15 protein-coding genes are annotated in these 19,640 nt (G+C 64.9%); 7 read left to right on the top strand and 8 right to left on the bottom strand.

Features of this window, described 5'->3' with window-relative positions; translation table 11 throughout:
• Positions 1-16: 16 nt before the first annotated feature.
• The 5 genes from car (at position 17) to MJO58_RS13280 (ending at position 8,522) form a co-directional block, all read left to right on the top strand.
• Complete coding sequence (gene car / locus MJO58_RS13300) at positions 17-3,532, top strand: carboxylic acid reductase (RefSeq protein ID WP_239723088.1); 3,516 nt, start codon at positions 17-19, stop codon at positions 3,530-3,532.
• Positions 3,533-3,568: 36 nt separating this feature from the next.
• The gene (locus MJO58_RS13295) at positions 3,569-4,735 is read left to right on the top strand and encodes an amidohydrolase family protein (RefSeq protein ID WP_239723267.1); all 1,167 of its coding nucleotides are present in this window, start codon (positions 3,569-3,571) and stop codon (positions 4,733-4,735) included.
• On the top strand, positions 4,735-5,970 hold the full coding sequence (locus tag MJO58_RS13290; RefSeq protein WP_239723087.1) for a M24 family metallopeptidase: 1,236 nt from the start codon (positions 4,735-4,737) through the stop codon (positions 5,968-5,970). Before MJO58_RS13295 ends, MJO58_RS13290 begins: the two co-directional genes overlap by 1 nt.
• Positions 5,960-7,072, top strand: a complete 1,113-nt coding sequence (locus MJO58_RS13285) for a M24 family metallopeptidase (protein WP_239723086.1) — start codon at positions 5,960-5,962, stop codon at positions 7,070-7,072. Before MJO58_RS13290 ends, MJO58_RS13285 begins: the two co-directional genes overlap by 11 nt.
• An 88-nt stretch (positions 7,073-7,160) precedes the next feature.
• Complete coding sequence (locus MJO58_RS13280; RefSeq protein ID WP_239723085.1) at positions 7,161-8,522, top strand: HNH endonuclease signature motif containing protein; 1,362 nt, start codon at positions 7,161-7,163, stop codon at positions 8,520-8,522.
• Here the strand turns inward: MJO58_RS13280 and MJO58_RS13275 are convergent.
• From MJO58_RS13275 to MJO58_RS13245, 7 genes are all read right to left on the bottom strand, one after another.
• Entirely contained in the window at positions 8,519-9,778 is a 1,260-nt protein-coding gene (locus MJO58_RS13275; RefSeq protein WP_239723084.1) for a hypothetical protein, read from the bottom strand. The genes MJO58_RS13280 and MJO58_RS13275 overlap by 4 nt on opposite strands.
• A gap of 4 nt (positions 9,779-9,782) precedes the next feature.
• Complete coding sequence (locus tag MJO58_RS13270; protein ID WP_239723083.1) at positions 9,783-10,547, bottom strand: SDR family NAD(P)-dependent oxidoreductase; 765 nt, start codon at positions 10,545-10,547, stop codon at positions 9,783-9,785.
• Positions 10,544-12,892 carry a CaiB/BaiF CoA transferase family protein gene (locus MJO58_RS13265; protein WP_434086352.1) on the bottom strand — a complete coding sequence of 783 codons (2,349 nt, stop codon included), beginning with the start codon at positions 12,890-12,892 and terminating at the stop codon, positions 10,544-10,546. Before MJO58_RS13265 ends, MJO58_RS13270 begins: the two co-directional genes overlap by 4 nt.
• A gap of 19 nt (positions 12,893-12,911) precedes the next feature.
• The gene (locus MJO58_RS13260; RefSeq protein ID WP_090602008.1) at positions 12,912-13,880 is read right to left on the bottom strand and encodes an enoyl-CoA hydratase/isomerase family protein; all 969 of its coding nucleotides are present in this window, start codon (positions 13,878-13,880) and stop codon (positions 12,912-12,914) included.
• 34 nt (positions 13,881-13,914) lie between these two features.
• Entirely contained in the window at positions 13,915-14,751 is an 837-nt protein-coding gene (locus MJO58_RS13255) for a mycofactocin-coupled SDR family oxidoreductase (protein WP_090602005.1), read from the bottom strand.
• Complete coding sequence (locus MJO58_RS13250; RefSeq protein ID WP_090602002.1) at positions 14,751-15,953, bottom strand: cytochrome P450; 1,203 nt, start codon at positions 15,951-15,953, stop codon at positions 14,751-14,753. The genes MJO58_RS13255 and MJO58_RS13250 overlap by 1 nt, the downstream gene beginning before the upstream one ends.
• 269 nt (positions 15,954-16,222) lie before the next feature.
• A complete protein-coding gene (locus tag MJO58_RS13245; RefSeq protein WP_239723082.1) occupies positions 16,223-16,930 on the bottom strand; it encodes a TetR/AcrR family transcriptional regulator in 708 nt (235 codons plus the stop codon).
• A 178-nt stretch (positions 16,931-17,108) separates the two neighbouring features.
• Between MJO58_RS13245 and MJO58_RS13240 the strand changes: the two genes are divergently transcribed.
• Positions 17,109-17,681 carry a preprotein translocase subunit SecD gene (locus MJO58_RS13240; RefSeq protein ID WP_090601999.1) on the top strand — a complete coding sequence of 191 codons (573 nt, stop codon included), beginning with the start codon at positions 17,109-17,111 and terminating at the stop codon, positions 17,679-17,681.
• Entirely contained in the window at positions 17,678-18,496 is an 819-nt protein-coding gene (locus tag MJO58_RS13235) for a sugar phosphate isomerase/epimerase family protein (protein WP_239723081.1), read from the top strand. Before MJO58_RS13240 ends, MJO58_RS13235 begins: the two co-directional genes overlap by 4 nt.
• Positions 18,497-18,506: 10 nt before the next feature.
• Here the strand turns inward: MJO58_RS13235 and MJO58_RS13230 are convergent, their stop codons facing one another.
• On the bottom strand, positions 18,507-19,496 hold the full coding sequence (locus MJO58_RS13230; protein WP_239723080.1) for a Gfo/Idh/MocA family protein: 990 nt from the start codon (positions 19,494-19,496) through the stop codon (positions 18,507-18,509).
• Between the last annotated feature and the right edge of the window lie 144 nt (positions 19,497-19,640).

Below are 19,640 nucleotides of genomic sequence, written 5' to 3'. Positions count from 1 at the left end.
AGGGAAGTGGTGAACTATGGCGTTCGTCGCCCGCTCTGACGTAAAGGATCCTGGCGCGCAGCACGACCAGTGGGAACGGTTGGCGCGCCGGCGCGAGCGACTCTATGCCGAGGATGCGCAATTCGCCGCCACCCGCCCCGACGAGCGCGTCGCCGCCGCGGCGCGCGCACCCGGGCTGCGGATCGGCGAGGTCATGGCGATCGTGTTGCAGGGCTACGCCGACCGGCCGGCGCTGGGACAGCGGGTGCGCGAAGTGGTTACGGATCCCGCGACCGGACGCTCGACACTGAACTTCCTGTCGCGCTTCGAGACCGTCAGCTACGCGCAGCTGTGGGCGCGTGTCCAAGCGGTGGCCGGTGATTGGCACCAGCACGAACAACATCCGGTGCGAACCGGCGATTTCGTGTGCGTGCTGGGTTTCGCCAGCATCGACTACACCGCGATCGAGTGCGCCTGCATTCACCTCGGCGCGGTGGTGGTGCCCTTGCAGACCAGCGCACCGGCCGCCCAGCATGCGCCGATCCTCACCGAGACCCAGCCACGGATCTTCGCCGCCGGGATCGATAACCTCGAGATCGCCTTGGAGACAGTGCTGGCGGTGGCCCCGACCGGTACCGCGCCGCAGCGGCTGATCGTGTTCGACTACGAACCACGCGACGACGATCAGCGAGCCAGCTACGAAGCCGCGCGCGACCGGCTGGCCGCTTCGGGCAGCGGGCTTGTCATCGAAACACTCGATGATGTTGTCGCGCATGGCAAATCACTGCCTACCCCGCCGCTGCACGTGGCAGCAGCCGACGAGGATCCGCTGGCTTGGGTGTTCTACACCTCCGGGAGCACCGGAACACCTAAAGGCGCGATGTTCACCGAGAGTTTGTGTATCGGCACCTGGCTCGCACAGTCGGATCAGCCGGTCATCACATTGAGCTACATGCCGATGAGTCACCTGATCGGGTACGGCTACGTGATTTTGACCTTGGCCAACGGCGGCACCAGCTATTTCGCGGCCAGGAGCGATCTGTCGACGCTGTTCGACGATTTGGCGTTGGTGCGGCCGACCTCGATGAGTCTGGTGCCGCGGGTTTGCGAGATGTTCTACCACCACTATCAGCGCGAGTCGGACCGGCGCGGCCTGGCCGGAAGCGCATCCGACGAAACGGCCGAGGAACTGACCACCGAGATCCGTGAGCAGATTCTGGGCGGCCGCGTGCTGGCGGTGGGCTGCGGATCGGCGGCGCTGTCCCCGGAGATCAAGGAGTTTATGGAGATCGTGCTCGATCAGCACCTGCTGATCGGGTATTCGTCCACCGAGATCGCCGGCGGGATGATCGTGGCCGACGAGCATGTACTGCGGCCGCCGGTGATCGACTACAAGCTGCTCGATGTTCCCGAGCTCGGCTACTTCAACACCGACAAGCCTTTTCCCCGTGGGGAACTGGCGGTCAAGTCGGCTCGCTTCATGGCCGGCTACTACAACCGTCCCGACCTGACGGCCACGATGTTCGACGAGGACGGCTACTACAAGACCGGTGACATCATGGCCGAGGTCGGGCCCGACCAATTACGCTATGTCGATCGCCGCAACAACGTCATCAAGTTGGCGCAGGGTGAATTCGTCGCCGTTTCGCGACTGGAGGCGTTGTACTCGACCAGCCCGCTGATTCACCAGATCTACATTTATGGCAACAGCGAACGTTCCTTCCTGCTTGCCGTGATCGTGCCGATCGACGCGGGTGTCGCCACCTCGATGATCGCCGACTCGCTGCGACGGATCGCGCGTGAGAACGGCCTCAACGGCTATGAGATCCCGCGCGATTTCCTGATCGAGACCGATCCGTTCAGCTTGGCCAACGGCCTGTTGTCCGGTGTCGGAAAGTTCCTGCGACCCAAGCTCAAAGAGCGCTACGGAGAGCGCCTGGAGCAGCTCTACGCTGCCATGGCCGACGATCAATTGCGGCAGCTGCGCGCCTTGCGCACGGGCGGCGCCGACCAGCCGGTGCTGGCGACCGTCAGTAAGGCGGTGCAGGCCACCCTGGGTGTTTCGGCGGCCGACGTCTCCCCCGAAGCCAGATTCTGCGATCTCGGCGGCGATTCGCTGTCCGCATTGACTTTTTCGACGCTGCTGACCGACATCTACGGGGTCGAGGTTCCGGTGGGCGTGGTGATCGACCCGACCGGCGATCTGCTCCGCATCGCCGATCACATCGAACGCCAACGCAATTCCGACGTGCGGCGACCCACCTACGCCTCCGTGCACGACAGCGCCGGCCACCGGGTGTCGGCCCGCGACCTACGCCTGGACAAGTTCATCGACGACGACATCCTGAAGGCGGCGACGTCGTTGCCCGCCCTCACCAGCGAGATCCGCACTGTTCTGCTCACCGGCTCGACCGGGTTCCTGGGGCGGTTCCTCGGGCTGGAATGGCTGCAGCGCCTGGCCGATTCGGGCGGCACGCTGGTGTGCCTGACGCGCGGCGCCGATGCCGCCCACGCTCGTCGGCGCATCGAGGCCGCTCTGGATTCCGATCCCAAGCTGCTGGACCGCTTCCGGAGCCTGGCCGACGGCCATCTCGAAGTCGTGGCCGGCGACATCGGCGAAGCCGGCTTCGGGATCCACGACGCGACCTGGCAGCGCCTGAGCGAGACCGTCGACCTGATCGTGCACCCGGCTGCCCACGTCAACCACGTGCTGCCTTATCAGCAGTTGTTCGGTCCCAATGTGGTGGGCACCGCCGAGGTGATCCGGTTGGCGATCACCACCAAACTCAAGCCGATCCACTACATCTCCACGTTGGGCGTCAGTGCCGTGGCGCACCAGCTCGTGGATGAAGACACCGACATCCGTCGCTTGGTCCCCGCGTGCGTGGTCGGCGACAGCTACGCCAACGGGTACGGGATCAGCAAGTGGGCCGGCGAGGTGTTGATGCGCGAGGCCCACGACCTATGTGGACTGCCGGTGGCGGTGTTCCGGCCGGGCATGATCCTCGCCGACAGCCGCTATGCGGGACAGCTCAACGTGCCGGACATCTTCACCCGCCTGCTGTTCAGCCTGGTGGCCACCGGCGTCGCCCCGAGGTCGTTTTACCGGGCCGGTGACGCCAGGCCGCACTACGAAGGGCTGCCGGTCGACTTCCTCGCCGAGGCGATCGCCGCGATCGGACCGCGACACGGCAGCAGCTTCGCCACGTACAACACCACCAACCCGCACGACGACGGCATCTCGATGGACACGTTCGTCGACTGGATCATCGCCGCGGGTTATTCCATCGAAAAGATCGACGACTACTCGAATTGGGTCACCCGCTTCGAGACGGCGATGGGGGCTCTGCCCGAGCAGCAGCGCGCCCAGTCGGTGCTGACCGTGCTGGACGTCTACCGTGAACCCATGCTCGCTATCGCCGGGTCACCGGTACCCGGCGCGCAATTTGAGTCCGCGGTCGAACACTCGGGTCGCGCGATCCCGCACGTCTCGCAGCAGCTGATCGAGAAGTACCTTGCCGACCTGGAACAGATCGGCGTGCTCACCCGGTGATGCGTAACGAGAAGTGATCCCGACGAAGGGACGATGATGTCCAGCCCAGCCAACACCCTCTACCCCGATGGCATGATCGGCGCGCCCAAGCACCGGCACGGCCGGGCGGCGGAATTCAACACCGGCCTGCCGGCCGGCACCGAGGTGTTCTCCGCCGACAACCACATCTCGGTGGCCGACGACATCTTCTACGAAATGTTTCCCGACGACCTCAAGGATCAGGCGCCGCGGATCTGGTACGAGGATGGCGCGTATCTGCTGGGCCAGCCAGGACAGTCCATGGTGGTCGGCGATTTCAGTGCGGTGCTGATGCAATACGACGATCTCGCCGGCGCGGCCACCAACAATGTCGAAGCCCGGATTCGCGAGCTCGCCGAGGACGGCGTCGACAAGGAACTGGCCTTCCCCAACGCGGTGCTTGCGCTGTTCCACCACCCGAACCACGAGATCCGCGAGCGCATCTTCCGTGTCTACAACGAGCACATCGCCGGGGTCCAGGAGCGCTCTCACGGCCATTGCTACGGGGTAGGGCTGATCAACTGGTGGGATCCGCGTGGGGCCCGTCGCACGTTGACGGAACTGAAATCGTTGGGGCTGAAGACATTTCTAATGCCGATCAGCCCCGGTAACGACCAAAACGGGCAGCCCATCGATTACTCCAGCACGGCGATGAGCGCGGTGTGGGACGAGATCGAGGAGGCCGCTCTGCCCATCACCCACCACATCGGTGAGAGTCAACCGAAGTTTCCCAGCGAGGTCAACAGCGTCGCGGTGGCGATGATGGTCAACATCGACTCGTTTCGGGAGATGTTCTCCAAGTACATCTTCAGCGGCATCCTGGACCGGCACCGGCGCCTGCGTGTCGGCTGGTTCGAGGGCGGAATCGCCTGGGTGCCAACGGCTCTACAGGACGCCGAACATGTGCTGGCCTCGTATCAGCACATGCTGCGGCATCAGCCCGAGCACGACATCCGCTACTACTGGGACACCCACATGTGTGCCTCGTTCATGGTTGACGGCCTTGGCCTGCGACAGATCGACGAGATCGGAATCGACAAGGTGATGTGGTCGTCCGACTATCCGCACAACGAAAGCACTTTCGGCTATTCGGAGAGGTCGCTGGCCGCGGTGGTCGACGCCGTCGGACCCGAGGACGCCGTGCGTGTCGTCGGAGGCAACATCAAGAAATTCCTGGGGATTTGATGACGAACACACTGTCCGCCCGACGCTCGGTCCTCGACGCGCCCGCCGAGCCGGACTGGGCCCGGATGCGCACGGAGGTCGGGGCACGATTGCGATCCGCGATGGCCGAGCACGGCGTCGACGCGCTGATCCTGCTGATGAACGGCTACGTCGGTTACGCCACGGGAGCCAGCTGGCCCCTGCTCGACGCCGGCCTCTCGCATGTGGAGCGCCCGGTCGCGGTGGTGCTCGCCGACGATGAGCATCCGCACCTGTTCATGCCGTTGCGCAGCGGATCATCGGCGGAGTCGCCGGTGCCCAACGACCATCTGCACGGCCCCGCCTACCTCGAATTCGACCACGGCGTCCAGGAATTCGCGCGACAGCTGGCCGATCTGATCCCGCCGGGAGCGAGCATCGCCGTCGACGAGCTCACCGGAGCAATGCGACGGGCAACACCCAAGCTCTTTCCCGGTGGCCCGCCGACGGATGCCGCGATCGTGCTCGGCACCGCGCAATTGGTGAAGACCCGCGACGAGCTGTCTTGCCTGCGCAAGGCTGCCCGCATCACCGAACAAGCCATTGTCGACGTGCAGCAGGCCCTGGTGCCGGGTGTGCGGCAGATCGATCTCTCGGCCACCTTCGTGCGTCGCGCGTTCGAGCTCGGGGCCACCACCAACATGCTGGAGGCTATCTGGCAGGTGATGCCGAGTTCACGGGAAGCCGGTGTCTGGACCACGCACGGAGATCTCGCGCTGCCGTTGCTGCCCACCGACCGCAAACTGGCGGCCGGCGATGTGTTGTGGACCGATATCAGCATCACTTTTCACGGGTACTGCTCCGACTTCGGCCGAACCTGGATTGTCGGCGAGAAACCGACCTCACGACAGCTGGATCAATTCCGGCAGTGGCGGACGGTCCTGGACGCCGTCCTCGCGGTGACCAAAGCCGGTGTGACATCAGGGGATTTGGCGCGGGCGGCGATCGCCGCCAACGGTGGCCGCAAACCGTGGCTGCCGCATTTCTATCTCGGCCACGGCATCGGCACCTACCCCGCCGAAGCGCCGATGATCGGAACCGATCTCGGCGAGGAGTTCGACGACAACTTCGTGTTTCCCCCCGGCATGGTTCTGGTTCTGGAACCCGTGATGTGGGAGGACGGAACAGGAGGATACCGCAGTGAGGAGATTGTGGTGATCACCGAAGACGGCTACGCGCCGATTACCGACTACCCCTATACGCCCTATGGCGACTGAGGTTCTGCCCGACACCCGGGCACTACGATCCGGGCGCCGGGCGCGCGCGCTGGCCCAAATGGACGAACACGGCCTCGACATCCTGGTGCTCGGCCGCCAAGCCAACATTCGCTATGTCACTGGCGCGCCCCAACTCTGGATAGCCGGGACGCGGCCGTTCGGCCCGATGTGTGTCCTGGTGCGCGCCACCGGGGATATCTACCTCAACAGCACCGACGACGAGGGGGTGCCCGAGGAAATCGACCACGATCACCTCTACGGGCTGGCCTGGAACCCGATGACCCTGATCGACGTGCTGAGGAAGGTCGACGGCGCCGAGGCCGCGCGGCGGGTCGGAACCGACGCGATCACTCCGACTTTCGCCGCATTGCTGCCCGACGCGTTCCCCAACGCGGAGCTTGTCGATGCCGAGCCGGCGATGCGCGCGGCGCGGCGCATCAAGACGCCCGACGAGATCGCGGCGATGGACAGTGCACTGCGTATTGCCGAGCACGGATTGGCAACTGCCTTGGCCGAATTGACGCCCGGTGTCTCGGAGCGGACGTTGGCCGGGGTGATGATGGAGGCGATGGCCGCGGGTGGGGTCAGCACGCCGGCCACCCAGGACGCCGCGTGGGTGACCTCGCGGGAGCGGCCGTGGCATCGCGGTGACGCCACGGCCCGGCCGGGCGACCTCGTCGCCTTCGCCGCGGGGGCGTTGGCGAATGGCTACGTCGCGGAGGTTGGCCGGACCTGGCCGGTTGGCGATTCTGCTCCTCGCGTGCTGTTCGAGCGTTCGAACATGTTGTACGACAAGATGCTTGCCGCCTGTCGGCCCGGTGCATCCACACGCGATCTGCTGGCCGCCTACGGCGCGGCGGGGGAACCGATACCGCCGATGCCGATCGCACATGGGCTGGGGCTGGGTTTCGATCCGCCAGTGGTGTCCGAAACGCTGGTGGCTGCGGGCGAAGACGACCGGCTCGAGGCCGGCATGGTGCTGGCGATCACGGGCTATGTGTGGGAGCAGGGCATCGGTGCGGTGTTCCGCCGCGACAGCGTGCACATCACCCACGACGGCGTCGACGTGCTGACGCACAGCCCGACGTGGCGGGACAGTTAGCCCCCGCCTCGTAATCCCTTGTGCTACTGCTGTTTCAGCGGTAACAATTTGCCGCTTTTTGTCGGTGGGTCTTCATAGCATTTGGGTTGTGAGTATCGATCGGGAGGCCCTGTCGGCGGCCTTCGACACCATCGACGGTGCCTTCGACGAATTGATGGCCCAAGAATGCGATGCGCTACTCACCCATGAGCAATTGGCGTTGTTGTTGCGGTGCGAGAAGATTCGGCGTCGGCTGCCGGCGGTTGAGCATCCACTGATCAACGGCCTGGTCCGCCAGGCCACTCCGCAGGAGATCGGCGGCAAACTCTCACATGCGATTGCCGAAGCTACTTTGATCAGTCGTTCCGAGGCGTCGCGGCGCATCCGGGAAGCCGCCGACTTAGGGCCGCGGCGCGGGTTGACCGGCGAACCGCTCGCACCGGTGTTGGCAGCCTCTGCCGCCAAACAGCGTCAGGGCACGCTCGGGCCCCGTCAAGTAGCCGCGATCCGAAAGTTCTACCACCAGTTGCCCGGCTGGATCGATGCTGTCACGCGTGAACAAGCGGAAGCCAAACTGGCCATGGAAGGCACCAAGTTCCGGCCCGAACAAGTCGCGGAGCTCGCTGCGATTATGTCCGATTGCCTCAATCCTGATGGCAGCTACACCGATGAGGATCGTGCGCGGCGCCGCGGACTGAGCCTGGGCAACCAAGGCCGCGACGGGATGTCGGAGTTACGGGGCTGGCTGACCCCTGAGGCCCGTGCCACTGTGGAAGCGGTGTGGGCGAAATTAGGCGCTCCGGGAATGTGCAATCCCGACGATGAAAGTCCCTGTGTGGAAGGAAATCCCGCCGAGCAGGCCATCTTGCGGGATTTTCGCAGCGCTGGACAACGCCAGCACGACGCGCTGAATGCTGCACTGAGAGGCTTACTCGCCTCAGGGGAGCTTGGACAGCACAACGGGCTGCCGGCTTCGATCATCGTCACCACCACGCTGGCCGAGCTAGAGGCCGCCGCCGGGCGGGGCCTTACCGGCGGCGGCACCATCCTCCCGATGAGCGACGTGATCCGGTTGGCGCGTCATGCGCGGCATTACCTTGCGATCTTCGACAAGGGCAAGGCATTGGCGCTGTATAGCACCAAGCGACTGGCATCGCCAGGACAGCGAATTGTTCTGTACGCCAAGGACCGCGGGTGCTCGGCGCCGGGCTGTACCGTCCCCGGGTATTACTGCGAAGTGCACCACGTCACCGATTGGGCTACGTGTCACACCACTGATGTCGACGACTTGACCTTTGCCTGCGGCGCCCAGCACCGCCTACTGCAGCCCGGCGGCTGGACCACCCGCAAGAACGCGAGGGGTGAGACCGAATGGCTTCCGCCGCCGCACCTCGATCATGGTCAGCCACGCGTAAATACGTTCCACCACCCCGAGAAGCTGCTGATGGACCGGGACGACGACGCGCCTTAGCTCAGTAACTCCCCCACGCCATAGCGCTCCCAGGCGCTCAGCAGGTTACACAACATTTGCAATGGCGCACGGACGCTTTCGTCCTCCCGGATCCGCGGGTCCTTGCGGGTGGTGGGCGGATCAGCTCCGAATCGCTTGCGGATCAAGGCCGGAACGTCCAACAGCCACGCGACTCCCATCGCGGCGGCGTAAAGCAAGGTGTGCCGGCGCAGGCGGGCCGGGTCGAGCTGCGGGCCGCCGTGACGACGGACTTCGGTGCCGAACAACTGCAACAGCGCGTCGAGATGAACGTCCCACAGCTCGGTTTCGGCACCGGACATCGCACCCCAGATGGCCATGCCGAGATTCATTTGGCTGACGCATCCCCAGTCCAGCAGGCCGCAGTGCAGCACGTCGTCGGGGTCGCGCCAAAACCACGCATTGTCGATGTTGGCGTTCCAATGGCACAGCGCGACATAGTCGGCGTCGTCGGCCAACTGGGCGGTGACGGCGTGCTCGTGGCGGGCGACCCGGGGCACATCGTCGCGCAGCCGCGCCAGGAATTCCGGCGAGCGAACATTCGCGGGCAGCAGCCCGGGATGAGTGTCGGCGAACTCGCCCAGCTGGTCCAGCCGGCGTTGCAGCTTGTCGATGGACAGCGGTGCCCGTTCCCCCACCGTCGCGGCCGGTACGTCCAGCGGAAAGCCTTCGGCGGGTAGCCGACCGGATCGATGGGTTCCGGCCAGCCGGGCCAGCGCGGTCAGCAGCGCTCGGTAATGCTCCAGGGGTTCGGGCATTTCGTAGTCGAGGCACTTGTGATACTGCCGTTCGATTCCGTTGTCGCCGAATCGGATTCGCTCGGTTATCAGTATTCCGGTACCGCTGCGATGGTGATAGTCCCCGAAGAGTGCGCTGGGCACCGCGATGGGAAAACCGGGTGTTCGCGAAAGGGAGGCGAATCGCACCTCCGGCTCCATCTGCGTCTTGCCGCGATCGCGGATTGGATCGTCGAAATCGCGCGAGAATTTCACGAAGAGGTCGGTGTGCAAATCCGCTGCGGCCGTGTCGTACTCGACTGCCAGCATGACTTTGCGGCCCGTGCTGCCGCCAGGCACCTCGCCGAAGTCGGTGACGCGGCTGACCGCATTGCCCTCGGTGAGCACACCGGACGCTCTGAACGCGTCGCTAAGAAACCGGGCTCCGCCTTCGCGCAAAGCCGCGGGGTCGGCGGGAAACGTCAGCCCGGACTGGTCACCGGTGACCCACTGCGCATTCAAATGATTACCAGGTCTGTTCCGCCGCGCGCACCAGCATGTGGTTGACGGCCACCCGGCGGTCGCGGGTCACCATGAACAGCACCGCATCGGCGATGTCCTCGGGCCGCAGCTTGACCATGCCGGCGGTTTGGCGTTCGAACGCCTCCCGCGAGCCTTCGGCCAGGTGGCTGAAGATTTCGGTATCGACGGTGCCGGGGCCTACGATGCCGACCCGGACGCGCTTGCCGAGTACCTCTTGGCGCAGCCCCTCGTTGAAGGCGTTGACGCCGAACTTGGTCAGCGAATAGACCGCGGTGTTGGGGCGGGCTACCCAGCCGGCGGTAGAACTGATGGTGACCAGGTCGGCCACGCCGCGTGGCGAATCGGCGGCCGCCTCGATCAGATGCGGCAGTGCCGCTTTGGTGGCGTAAAGCACGCCCTGCACGTTGACGGACACCATCTGGTCCCAGTCCTGCAATGGCGCCTCGGTCGCGGGCGCCGACTGCATCAGGCCGGCGTTGTTCACCAGAATGTCCAGCCGTCCCAACTCGGCGACGGTTTGCTGGACGGCGGCGGCCACTTGTTCGGCATCGGTGACGTCGGCTGGCACGACCAGCGCCGTACCGCCGCACGATTCGATCGCGGCTTTCACGTCGGTCAGCCGCTCGGCGCGGCGGGCGAGCAGCGCCACTGCTGCGCCCTCGGCCGCCAGCGCTTGAGCGGTCGCTTCGCCGATGCCGCTGCTGGCGCCGGTAACCAGTGCCACGGTCTGTGTCAGTGTTCCGGTCATAACCCGCCCAACGTCGGTGCCCCAGCGAGTATTTCGTGCAGAATGTAGTCGGTGTCCTCGCCCAGGTCGGGCGCACCTCGCTCGATGCGCGCCGGCTCGCGCGCCATCCGCCATGCCGGCCCTAGGATCGGGCGCTGGCCTTCGCGGTGATCGGAGACGAAGCGATACAACTCGCGATCCCAGAGTTGCTGATCGCCGATCACGTCGATTGCGGTGGCGCTCTTGGTGGCCGGCACTCCCGCGGCCCGCAGCCGGTGCGCGAGGGCGCCGGCATCATGGTCGCGGGTCAGCGCCGAAATGTCGCCATCGAGCGCGTCGACGTGTCTGCGTCGGCCGTCCGATGTGGCGTAGTGCGGATTGTCGGCCAGCGCGGGGCCACCGAGCACGTCGCAGAGCCGGCGCCATTCGTCGTCGCCTGCGACGGCCACGCTGACCCACGCGCCATCGGCGCAGGGGTAGCAGCCGTGCGGACACATATCAGGGTGATTGTTGCCGTCCGGTCCGAGGCGTCGTCCGGTGAGGCTTTGTTCGAGCAGGCAGTCCCCGATCATCGAGGAGAGGGTTTCGACGGCCGAGACGTCGACGAATTGTCCTGTGCCACTGAGCTCGCGATGCAGCAGCGCAACCACGGCGGCGTATGCGGCAGAGGCGCCGACCGTAGAATCTCCGTAGCGCATACTCGTTCCGAGCGGGGGCCCGCCCGGGTAGCCGACCAGTGGGGCGAGACCGGCCAGGGCGGCGAAGCATGGCGCGTAACCGGTCTGGTGACCCAGCGGCCCGTCGTTGCCCCACATTTTGATTGACACCGAGATGATGTCCGGTTTGATCTCGGTGAGCTCCTGATAGCTCAAGCCTTGGCGCTCCATCGCGCCCGGGCGCAGGTTGTTGATCACGATGTCACTGCGCGCGATCAGTTCACGCAGTTGCGCCATGCCCTCGGCTGACTTGATATCGAGGTCCACGCTGAGGATCTCGGGGTTGATGCTCAGGAAGAACGGCGCGTGGTTGATGTCGGTGCCGCCGTAGGCGCGCATCTCCTCGGGCAGTGCCGCCGTTTCGACCTTGATGACCTCGGCCCCCAGCATCGCCAGCAGCTTGCCGGCGTACGGACCCGCCCACACCTTGGTGAGCTCGACGACTCGCACCCCTTGCAATGGCCCACCCCGCGGGGTCTTCGGCGGCTTCAGCTGTGGCACTCGCACGCTAGGTGGTGTGCGTTTCGTATCGAGGCGGCTCAAGATCGCGGCGGTGTGCTGACCGAGAGCCGGTGCCGCAGCGGTTATTTCAGCTGGCGATGCGCTCAGCAAGTAGGGCACCGTGGGGTAGGCGGCATTGCCCAACACGGGATGGCTGACGTTCTGAAAGAAACCGCGGTGCCGGTACTGCGGCGATCGGTGCAGATCTGCGGCCTCATTGACCGGAACCAGCGGCACGCCCAGGCGCTGAGCTTCGTCGGCCGCCGTCTCCTTGGGCAGATCGCGGACCCACGCCGCGAAGCCCTGCTGGAACGCCTTGACCTTTTCCGCTGTGACCGAGAACTCGAGCCAGTCGTCGTCGAATTCGTCGAGCCATTCGGGTTGCCCCATCAGCTTTTTGACGCCGAGCCAGTGCGCGCGGCTGGTCATGTAGAGGTAAACGAAGCCATCGGCGCAGGCGAAGAACGACGCCGGGCCCTGCTGATCGTAGTCCTCGCGGGTGCCGTGGGCGGGGACTTCGCCGGTGATCAAGCGGCCCAAAATGCAATCGGCCCGCGAGACCAGCACGGCATGTTGGGAGATGTCGATGACCTCACCCCGGCCGTGGTGCAGCCGCCCGAACAGCGTTGAGGCCACGCAGAGTGCCGCCTCGAGTCCGGCTTCGTAGTCGACCATAAACCGGCCTGGCCCCCGCAGTGGCGGCTTACTGGCGTCCGGATGGCTGGGAGTGTGGTATCCCCAGCCGCTGGCGTGGAATACGTTGATGCTCTTGGCATTCGCGTACTCCGGTGCGGCATTCTGGCCGAACGGGGTGATCGAGCAGAAAACCACACTCGGGTACCGGGCCGCCAAGCGCGTCGCGCCGTCGTCGATCACCACGTCGGCGCCGGCGATCAACGCATGCAACCGCGGGTCGCGAGCATCAAGTTCGACGGAGTTCTTGTTCGTATTGAGATACGCGAACAAGACACTGCCGTCGGACCCCGGGGCGTCGCCCAGGATGGGCGAAAACGCCCGGGTGCAACTGCCGCACCCGGGCGCCTCGACCTTAATCACCTCGGCGCCGAAGTCGGCCAGCAGTTTTCCGCAGTACTCCCCTGCCACCGACCCAGCCAGCTCAACGACTCTGAAACCAGTCAGCGCCGACATGCGAGCCCTCCCAAGACGGTCAGGGCTTCGCGCGTCCCGAGCGGCTGAGGCGCCACTCCGGCGGGAAGTTCATGTCGTTGTCCTTCACCACGTTGTTGAGACCCTTTTCGAAGGTGCCACCCGTGAGGTCGACTTCTTCCGCGTCGTTTTTGATCATCGGCAACATGCCCTCGACCATGCCGGTCAGCAGGCTACCGAAGTATTCGCCCTTGTGTTGCTTGTAGAGCTCCAAGAACGTCTTCTGCACGGCGACCGTGTCGGTTGGACGCGATCGTGAACACGCCATTGCGTACTTGAGGGTTTCGGCTTCCAGCTTGTCGCGAGGCACCACGCTGTTGACGAATCCGCAGTCGTACATTTCTTTTGCACTGAACGGCCGTCCGGTGAACAGCATTTCGGAGAACTTGCGCAGTCCCATGGTCTCGGCCCACCACCACAGCCGAGGTCCCCAGCCGACATAGCGGAACGCCGGATGGCCGAACAGGGCATCGTCGGAGGAGATCACCAGGTCGGCGTCACCGGCCTGGTAGAAGTGCCAGCCGTAGCAGTAGCCCTTGGCCTCGATGATGCTGATCTTCCGAAGCTCCTGGAGCGGACGGTTACCGGCGCGCGCCTTGGCGTAGAAGTCGGTCACGGTGGACAGGTAACGGTACGATCCACCCGGCGGGTACTTGACGTCGTCATCGTTGATTGCGAGCTCGTGGTGCAGCGGCAGGCCGGGGTTCTCCAGCATCGGCCGCTGCTCGGGCAGGTCACCGCCGCTGCCGAAATCCTCCCCCTCACCGCGGATGACGACGACCTTGACATCGTCGTCCACATTGCACTTGTGGATCAGGTCGGCGTAGTTCTGCCGCATGCCCAGGCTGGTGGCGTTCTGCGCTTCCGGGCGGTCAAAGGTGATGTAGGCGATCCGGTTCTTCTTGTCCTTCTCGAACTTGATGTACTGCTCTGCTTCTTTCTTCAGCTTTTCGTAGTCGAATTCAGGCATGAGTTTTCTCCAGTTCGTCGTGCTTAATTGAGGATTATTTGAGCAAGCTGCCCGCATCAACGGGAAGCGAAACGCCAGTGACATAACGAGATTCGTCAGAGGCGAAAAACAAGACGGCATTGCTGATATCCACCGGGTCCACCCACGGCACCGGCAAGGTGTGCATCATCTGCGAGATCGGCGCGAAGTCTTCGGGCCCGGGCTCGGCCAGGTCCGGGCGAAAAAGCCGATAGGTGTTGTCGTTCATCACCATCGTGGTGCTGACCTGGGTCGGTAACACCGAGTTGACCCGGATCATATCCTGACCCAGTTCGACGGCGAAGGCCCGCATCAGCCCGATGACGCCGTGCTTAGCGGCGACGTAGTGGCCGGTGTTTTGGTAGGCCTTGCGCCCGCCGACCGAGCTGGTGAGCACGACCGATCCGCCCCGGCCACCCGAAAGGATATGCGGTACACCCGCTTTGACGGTGTGCCAGACACCGCTCAGGTTGATGTCGATCATGTCCTGCCACACGTTCTCGCGGATCTTGTGCAGCTTCCTGCCATCAGTACCCACGCCCGCATTGGCGACGATGATGTCGAGCCGGCCGAGTTGTTCCACCCCGCTGTCGACGGCCGCTTTGAGCGCCTCGTAGTCGCGGACGTCGACCTGCGCGGTGACGATGCGCCGGTCGAGGTTCTTGACCATGTCGGCGGTCTCGGCGAGATCCTCGGGCGTCGAATGCGGGTAGGCCAAATTGTCGATCGGCCCGCAGATGTCGATCGCGATGACGTCGGCACCCTCCTGCGCCAGGCGCACCGCGTGACTGCGGCCCTGCCCGCGGGCTGCACCGCTGATGAAGGCGACTTTGCCCTCGACGCGGCCGGGCATCAGGGCACCAGTGTCGGCAGGGTTTCCCAGCCCCGCACCGACGACGTCGGGCTGAGCGTGGCGTTGGCCAAATCGGGTTCCCACTCCGGGAAGCGCTTGAGGATTTCTTCCAGGGCGACACGGCCTTCCAGTCGGGCCAGTGCCGAGCCCAGGCAGAAGTGCGCACCGACGCTGAACGTGAGGTGCGGGCGGGGGGCGCGATGAATGTTGAATTCGCCTGCGTCCGGCCCGAACTGGCGCTCGTCGCGGCACGCGGCACCGATGAGCATCAGCATCACGCTGCCTTCCGGCACCGTCTGGCCATACAGGCTGACGTCGCGGGTCACATACCGCGCCATGTGCGGCGCGGGCGGCTCGAAGCGCAGCAGCTCCTCGATCGCCTGCGGGATCAGCGCGGGATTTTCGACGAGATCGCGACGCTGGTCTGGGTGCTCCGCGAGAACCTTTCCAGCCCAGCCGATCAGACGAGTCGTCGTCTCATTGCCCGCTCCGGCCACCACGTTGAGATACACCAAGATCTCCTCGCGGCGCAGCCGCCGGGTGGTCCCGGTCTCGTCGACGAACTCGACATTGAGCAGCTCGGTCATGATGTCGTCGGACGGGTTCTCGGCACGCCAGTCGATGTAGGCCTCGAACTGCTCGCCCACCGACAAGCCGTGCTCGGCGGCACTCATCGGCTTGCCGGGCTCGGTGCGTAGTTGCGCGTTCCCGCGATCGCGGATGTACTCCTGATCCTCTTCGGGAATCCCGAGCAAGGCACTGATGACCTTCATCGGCATGATCGCGCCCAGATCGGTGACGAAGTCGAATCGGCCCGAACCCACCAACGGATCCAGCGATTGCGCGCAGAAGTCGCGGATCATCGGCTCCAGCGCGGCGATCTTGCGCGGCGTGAACATCCGCGACAGCAACTTGCGGTGCACGTCGTGGATCGGTGGGTCTTCGAAGATCAGCATCCCCGATGGGATCTCGAGGTTGGCCTTGATCAGCTCCATGATCACGCCCCGCGCAGAGCTGTAGGTGCCGTGGTCAATGATGCCCTTGTTGACATCGGCGAATCGGCTCAGCGCGTAAAAGTCGTATTCGGAGTTGTAGTAGAGCGGCGCCTCGTCACGCAAGCGCTTGAACATCGGATACGGGTCGGCAATCAGCTCGACATCGTACGGATCAAAGCTGACGTGACTCTCGGTGCTCGCCGTCACGAAATCCCTCCTAGCGCTTCCGATTCCGGGGAGCGACATGCCCGAGACACCGTTGCAGCTGGCTGCGCGTCGGCGCCGGATCCAGGTCGGGCAATTTGTACACTCCGCTTAAATGCGTTTGCTTCGACAAACGCACGGGCTCGGCTGATAGCAGGCGTACCGACGGCCCGTGAGCGTCGGTACACTCTATTCTCGTAGAGAACCATATAGCGGATGCTGTGGCAAGACCCAAACGCACGAAACCCGGCGCGTCGTGCGTTTGTCGCCGCTCAGCCGGAGACAGCGGCCCGGCCGCCGCGGCTCGGGTGCGCCCCGGCGCCCTCGGTGAGGGCGCCCCGGTGCGGACTCTTCAGGATTCCGGTCGCGATGGCCGCCAGGATCGCGTCGAGTTGCTCGGGGGTATCGACAATCCGGTCGCCATGCGCGGCCCGCATCAGCAGACCGTTGATGAACGTCAGCGTGACGTTGCTCAGATCCTCGACCACCGCCGACTCCAGCTCGGCCCCATGGGGCATCAGCTGCACGAGGATCTCGCGGTGCAACTTGGTGAACGCATCCGTGGCCTGCTGCAGGATCGCGGCCATCGCGGGATCCCGGGCGGCCTGCATCGTCAGCTCATAGCGGGCCTTGGTCCACGACAGCTGCGGCTCGGTGCCGGCTTGAATCACCACCTGCGACAACAACGAGGGCGTGGGATTGTCTCCTGTGCTACCGGCGCTGTCGGCGATGGATTGCAGCCGTTCCAGGTCCAGCTCGGCCAGCCGTTCGGCCACCGCACGCAGCAGTGCGGACCGGGTCCGGAAATAGAAGGATGTAGTGCCGTCGGGAACGGCGGCCCTACGGTCGACCTTGAGATGGCTCAGCCCCTTGGCCCCGTCGGCGGCCAATAACTCGATCGCCGCATCGCACAGATCGCGGCGGCGCTCCGCGGGGTTGGGCTTTCGTCTTTTTGCCGGCGCAGACGGGTATCGAGCCATGAACACAGGCTTTCGTGGCAAGGATCTAAAGTGAACTTTCGCTGACGTGCAGCACGACCATACTCTATGTTCGTAGTGTCCGTAAAGCACGTCGCTCGTGCAACGGTGTCATCACGATTCACCCGAATTCTGACGTAATGGGCGACAACGAGCACTCGACCTACTTTGCTTGGGTTCGATGCCCGCTACCGCAACCGTTCGGCTGACCAGCGCCATTCTGCTCGGCGTGCTGGCGTGCGGCTGCCATACGGCCCAGCACGCGGTCCCCACCGCGCCGACCAGCACCGTCACGTCGGCGCCCCCGCCCATACCGCAGGTGGTTCGGATTGCGCCGTTGCCGGTCCGACCGGTCGAGAAATCGCAGCCGGCCTCACCCGACAAATGCCCCCCGACGAATCCGGCCGCCCCGGCACCGCCGGATAGCGTCCTGGTCACCTGCGACCTCGCCCGGACCACGCGGTATACGTTGGGACCGGAAACGATGCGACTCGAGCTGACTCACGTGGACGCACCCAAACCGCTGACAGCGGACTTCTATCAAGTGACTCTGACGATGGACCCGGCGTCGGAGACGGCTTGGGCGGCATTCACCGCGGCGCATCTGCACGCCCACGTCGCCTTCATCCGCGACGATCTGGTCCTAGAGGCGCCGATGATCGAGGATCAGGTCAGCTTTGGGCAGATCGCGCTGACGACCCAAACGGCTCCGGCTGCCGCCCAGTTGGCGCAATTGGCGAGCCGTCCGGCATGACCGAATTAGCCGTCGGCTTTCTCAATGGATTCGGCCTTCCGCCAATAGAATTCGTCGAGCTGGCGGCAGATCTTGGCTGCCGCTACATCTCCGTGGTGGTGCAGGGCGCACCCTTGGTGCCGCTCGGCTATCCGCCCTTTTCACTCAAGGACGACGCTGCGCTGCGACGCGACGTGCTCGCGGCGATGCAGCAGCGTGGTGTGGCCGCCTCCCTCGGTGACGGATTCCTGGTGCTGCCGGACACCGAAAGTCGGTCGTTCAGTGCCGATCTCGATGTATTGGCCGAATTGGGGGTGCCCCGAGTCAATGTCGTCAGTCTGGATCCCGATCTCGACCGCACCTTCGACGAGTTCGCGGCGCTGACCGAGCTCGCCGCCGAGCGTGGCATCCAGACCGTCGTCGAGCCGGTTCCCGGGCTGACGGTGGGGGATCTGCCCACCGCGCTGGCCGCACGAGAATATGTCGGGCGGCCGGACTTTCGATTGCTGATCGACACCATGCATCTGGTGCGCTCGGGGTCCAGCGCCGCCGATCTCGCGGCCGTCGACCCCGAGTACATCGGCTACGCACAACTCAACGACACGACGCTGCAGCCGCGCTTAAATAACTACATGGAAGAAGCCATGTTCGAGCGCATGGTCCCCGGCGAAGGCGAGCTTCCGCTCATCGACCTCCTGTCCGTGCTTCCCTTCGATATCGTGCTCGAAATCGAAGTACCCAGGCGGTCATTGGCGTTGGCCGGGGTCAGCCCGGTCGACCGGGTGCGCCCGTGCGTCGAGGCAGCACGCCGGCTTTTAGCCGAAATCGGCCGCTAGCGTTGACTTTTCAGCTCGGTTCACGAAGCGGCAGACCCGCCGCGCGATAGATACCGTCGATGACGGTCATGTTCTCGATCGCGTCCTGCGCGGAGGTTTTCACCGGCTCGCCGCGAAGCACCGCCGCGGCGAATGCATCGAGCTGATAGGCGTAGGAGGCGCGACGTGGAAAACTCTCCACGCGGTTGTCGTCCGCGGTTCGAACCGAGAGCCGATGGAACATCTGTGGCATCGCGGGATTGAGTAGATGGAGCTGGCCGCGTTCGCCGACCACTTTGGCACTGATATCGAAAAGGCGCCGCGACCACATCGAGCACCGGACCCGGCCGGTGTGTCCGCCGGCGAATCGCAGCTCGGCCGTCATCGCCCGGTCGATCTGAGGATTGTGCAGTTTCGCTTGCGCCGAAACGACTTCCGGGGTCGAACCGCCGAACGTACGAACCATATGGACCGTGTAGCAGCCCGCATCCATCGTCGCACCACCGGCCAGGGCGTGGTTGTACCGGATGTCGGAGAACCTCGGCAGCGGGAAACACAGCGTGGCTTCCACGTGCGTGAGCTTGCCCAGTTCCCCCGAAGCGATGATCTGCTCGGCCCGTAAGGTCTGCGGATGGTAGCGATAGTGGAAGGCTTCCATCACCACTCGATCGGACTGCGCGGCCAGCCCGGCGATCTCGCGGGCTTCGGCGGCGTTGGCGGTGAACGGCTTTTCACACAGCACGTGTTTACCGGCGGCCAGCGCGGCTCGGGTCCACTTGCCGTGCAACCCGTTTGGCAGCGGGTTGTAGATGGCGTCGAGATCCGGGTCGGCGATCAGCGAGGCGTAGTCGTCATGCACCCGGGCGATGCCGTGCTTGGCAGCGAAAGCTCGGGCACGCGCGCCATCGCGTGCGGCCACCGCGGCGACCACGACCTCGGCGTTGTTCTTGGCGGGTTTGACCAGCGCCATCGGTGCGAACGCAGCGGCGCCCAAGATGCCGATCCGCAGGTGTTCAGCCATGGACCCGACGCTACCGACGGGCGAAGGCCGGCGCGCGCTCGGGTCTGACCCCGATGAAATAGGCGGGGATGAAGGATAGCCACGCCAGGCGCTGGATCACACCCAGGACGGCCGCCGAGGTCCGTCGACGTACGTCACCGACCG

It is taken from the genome of Mycobacterium lentiflavum (assembly GCF_022374895.2).
GTDB classification, from domain to species: Bacteria; Actinomycetota; Actinomycetes; order Mycobacteriales; family Mycobacteriaceae; genus Mycobacterium; species Mycobacterium lentiflavum.
The sequence above is the reverse complement of the archived record's forward strand: the minus strand, read 5'-3'. Positions and strand labels throughout refer to the sequence as shown.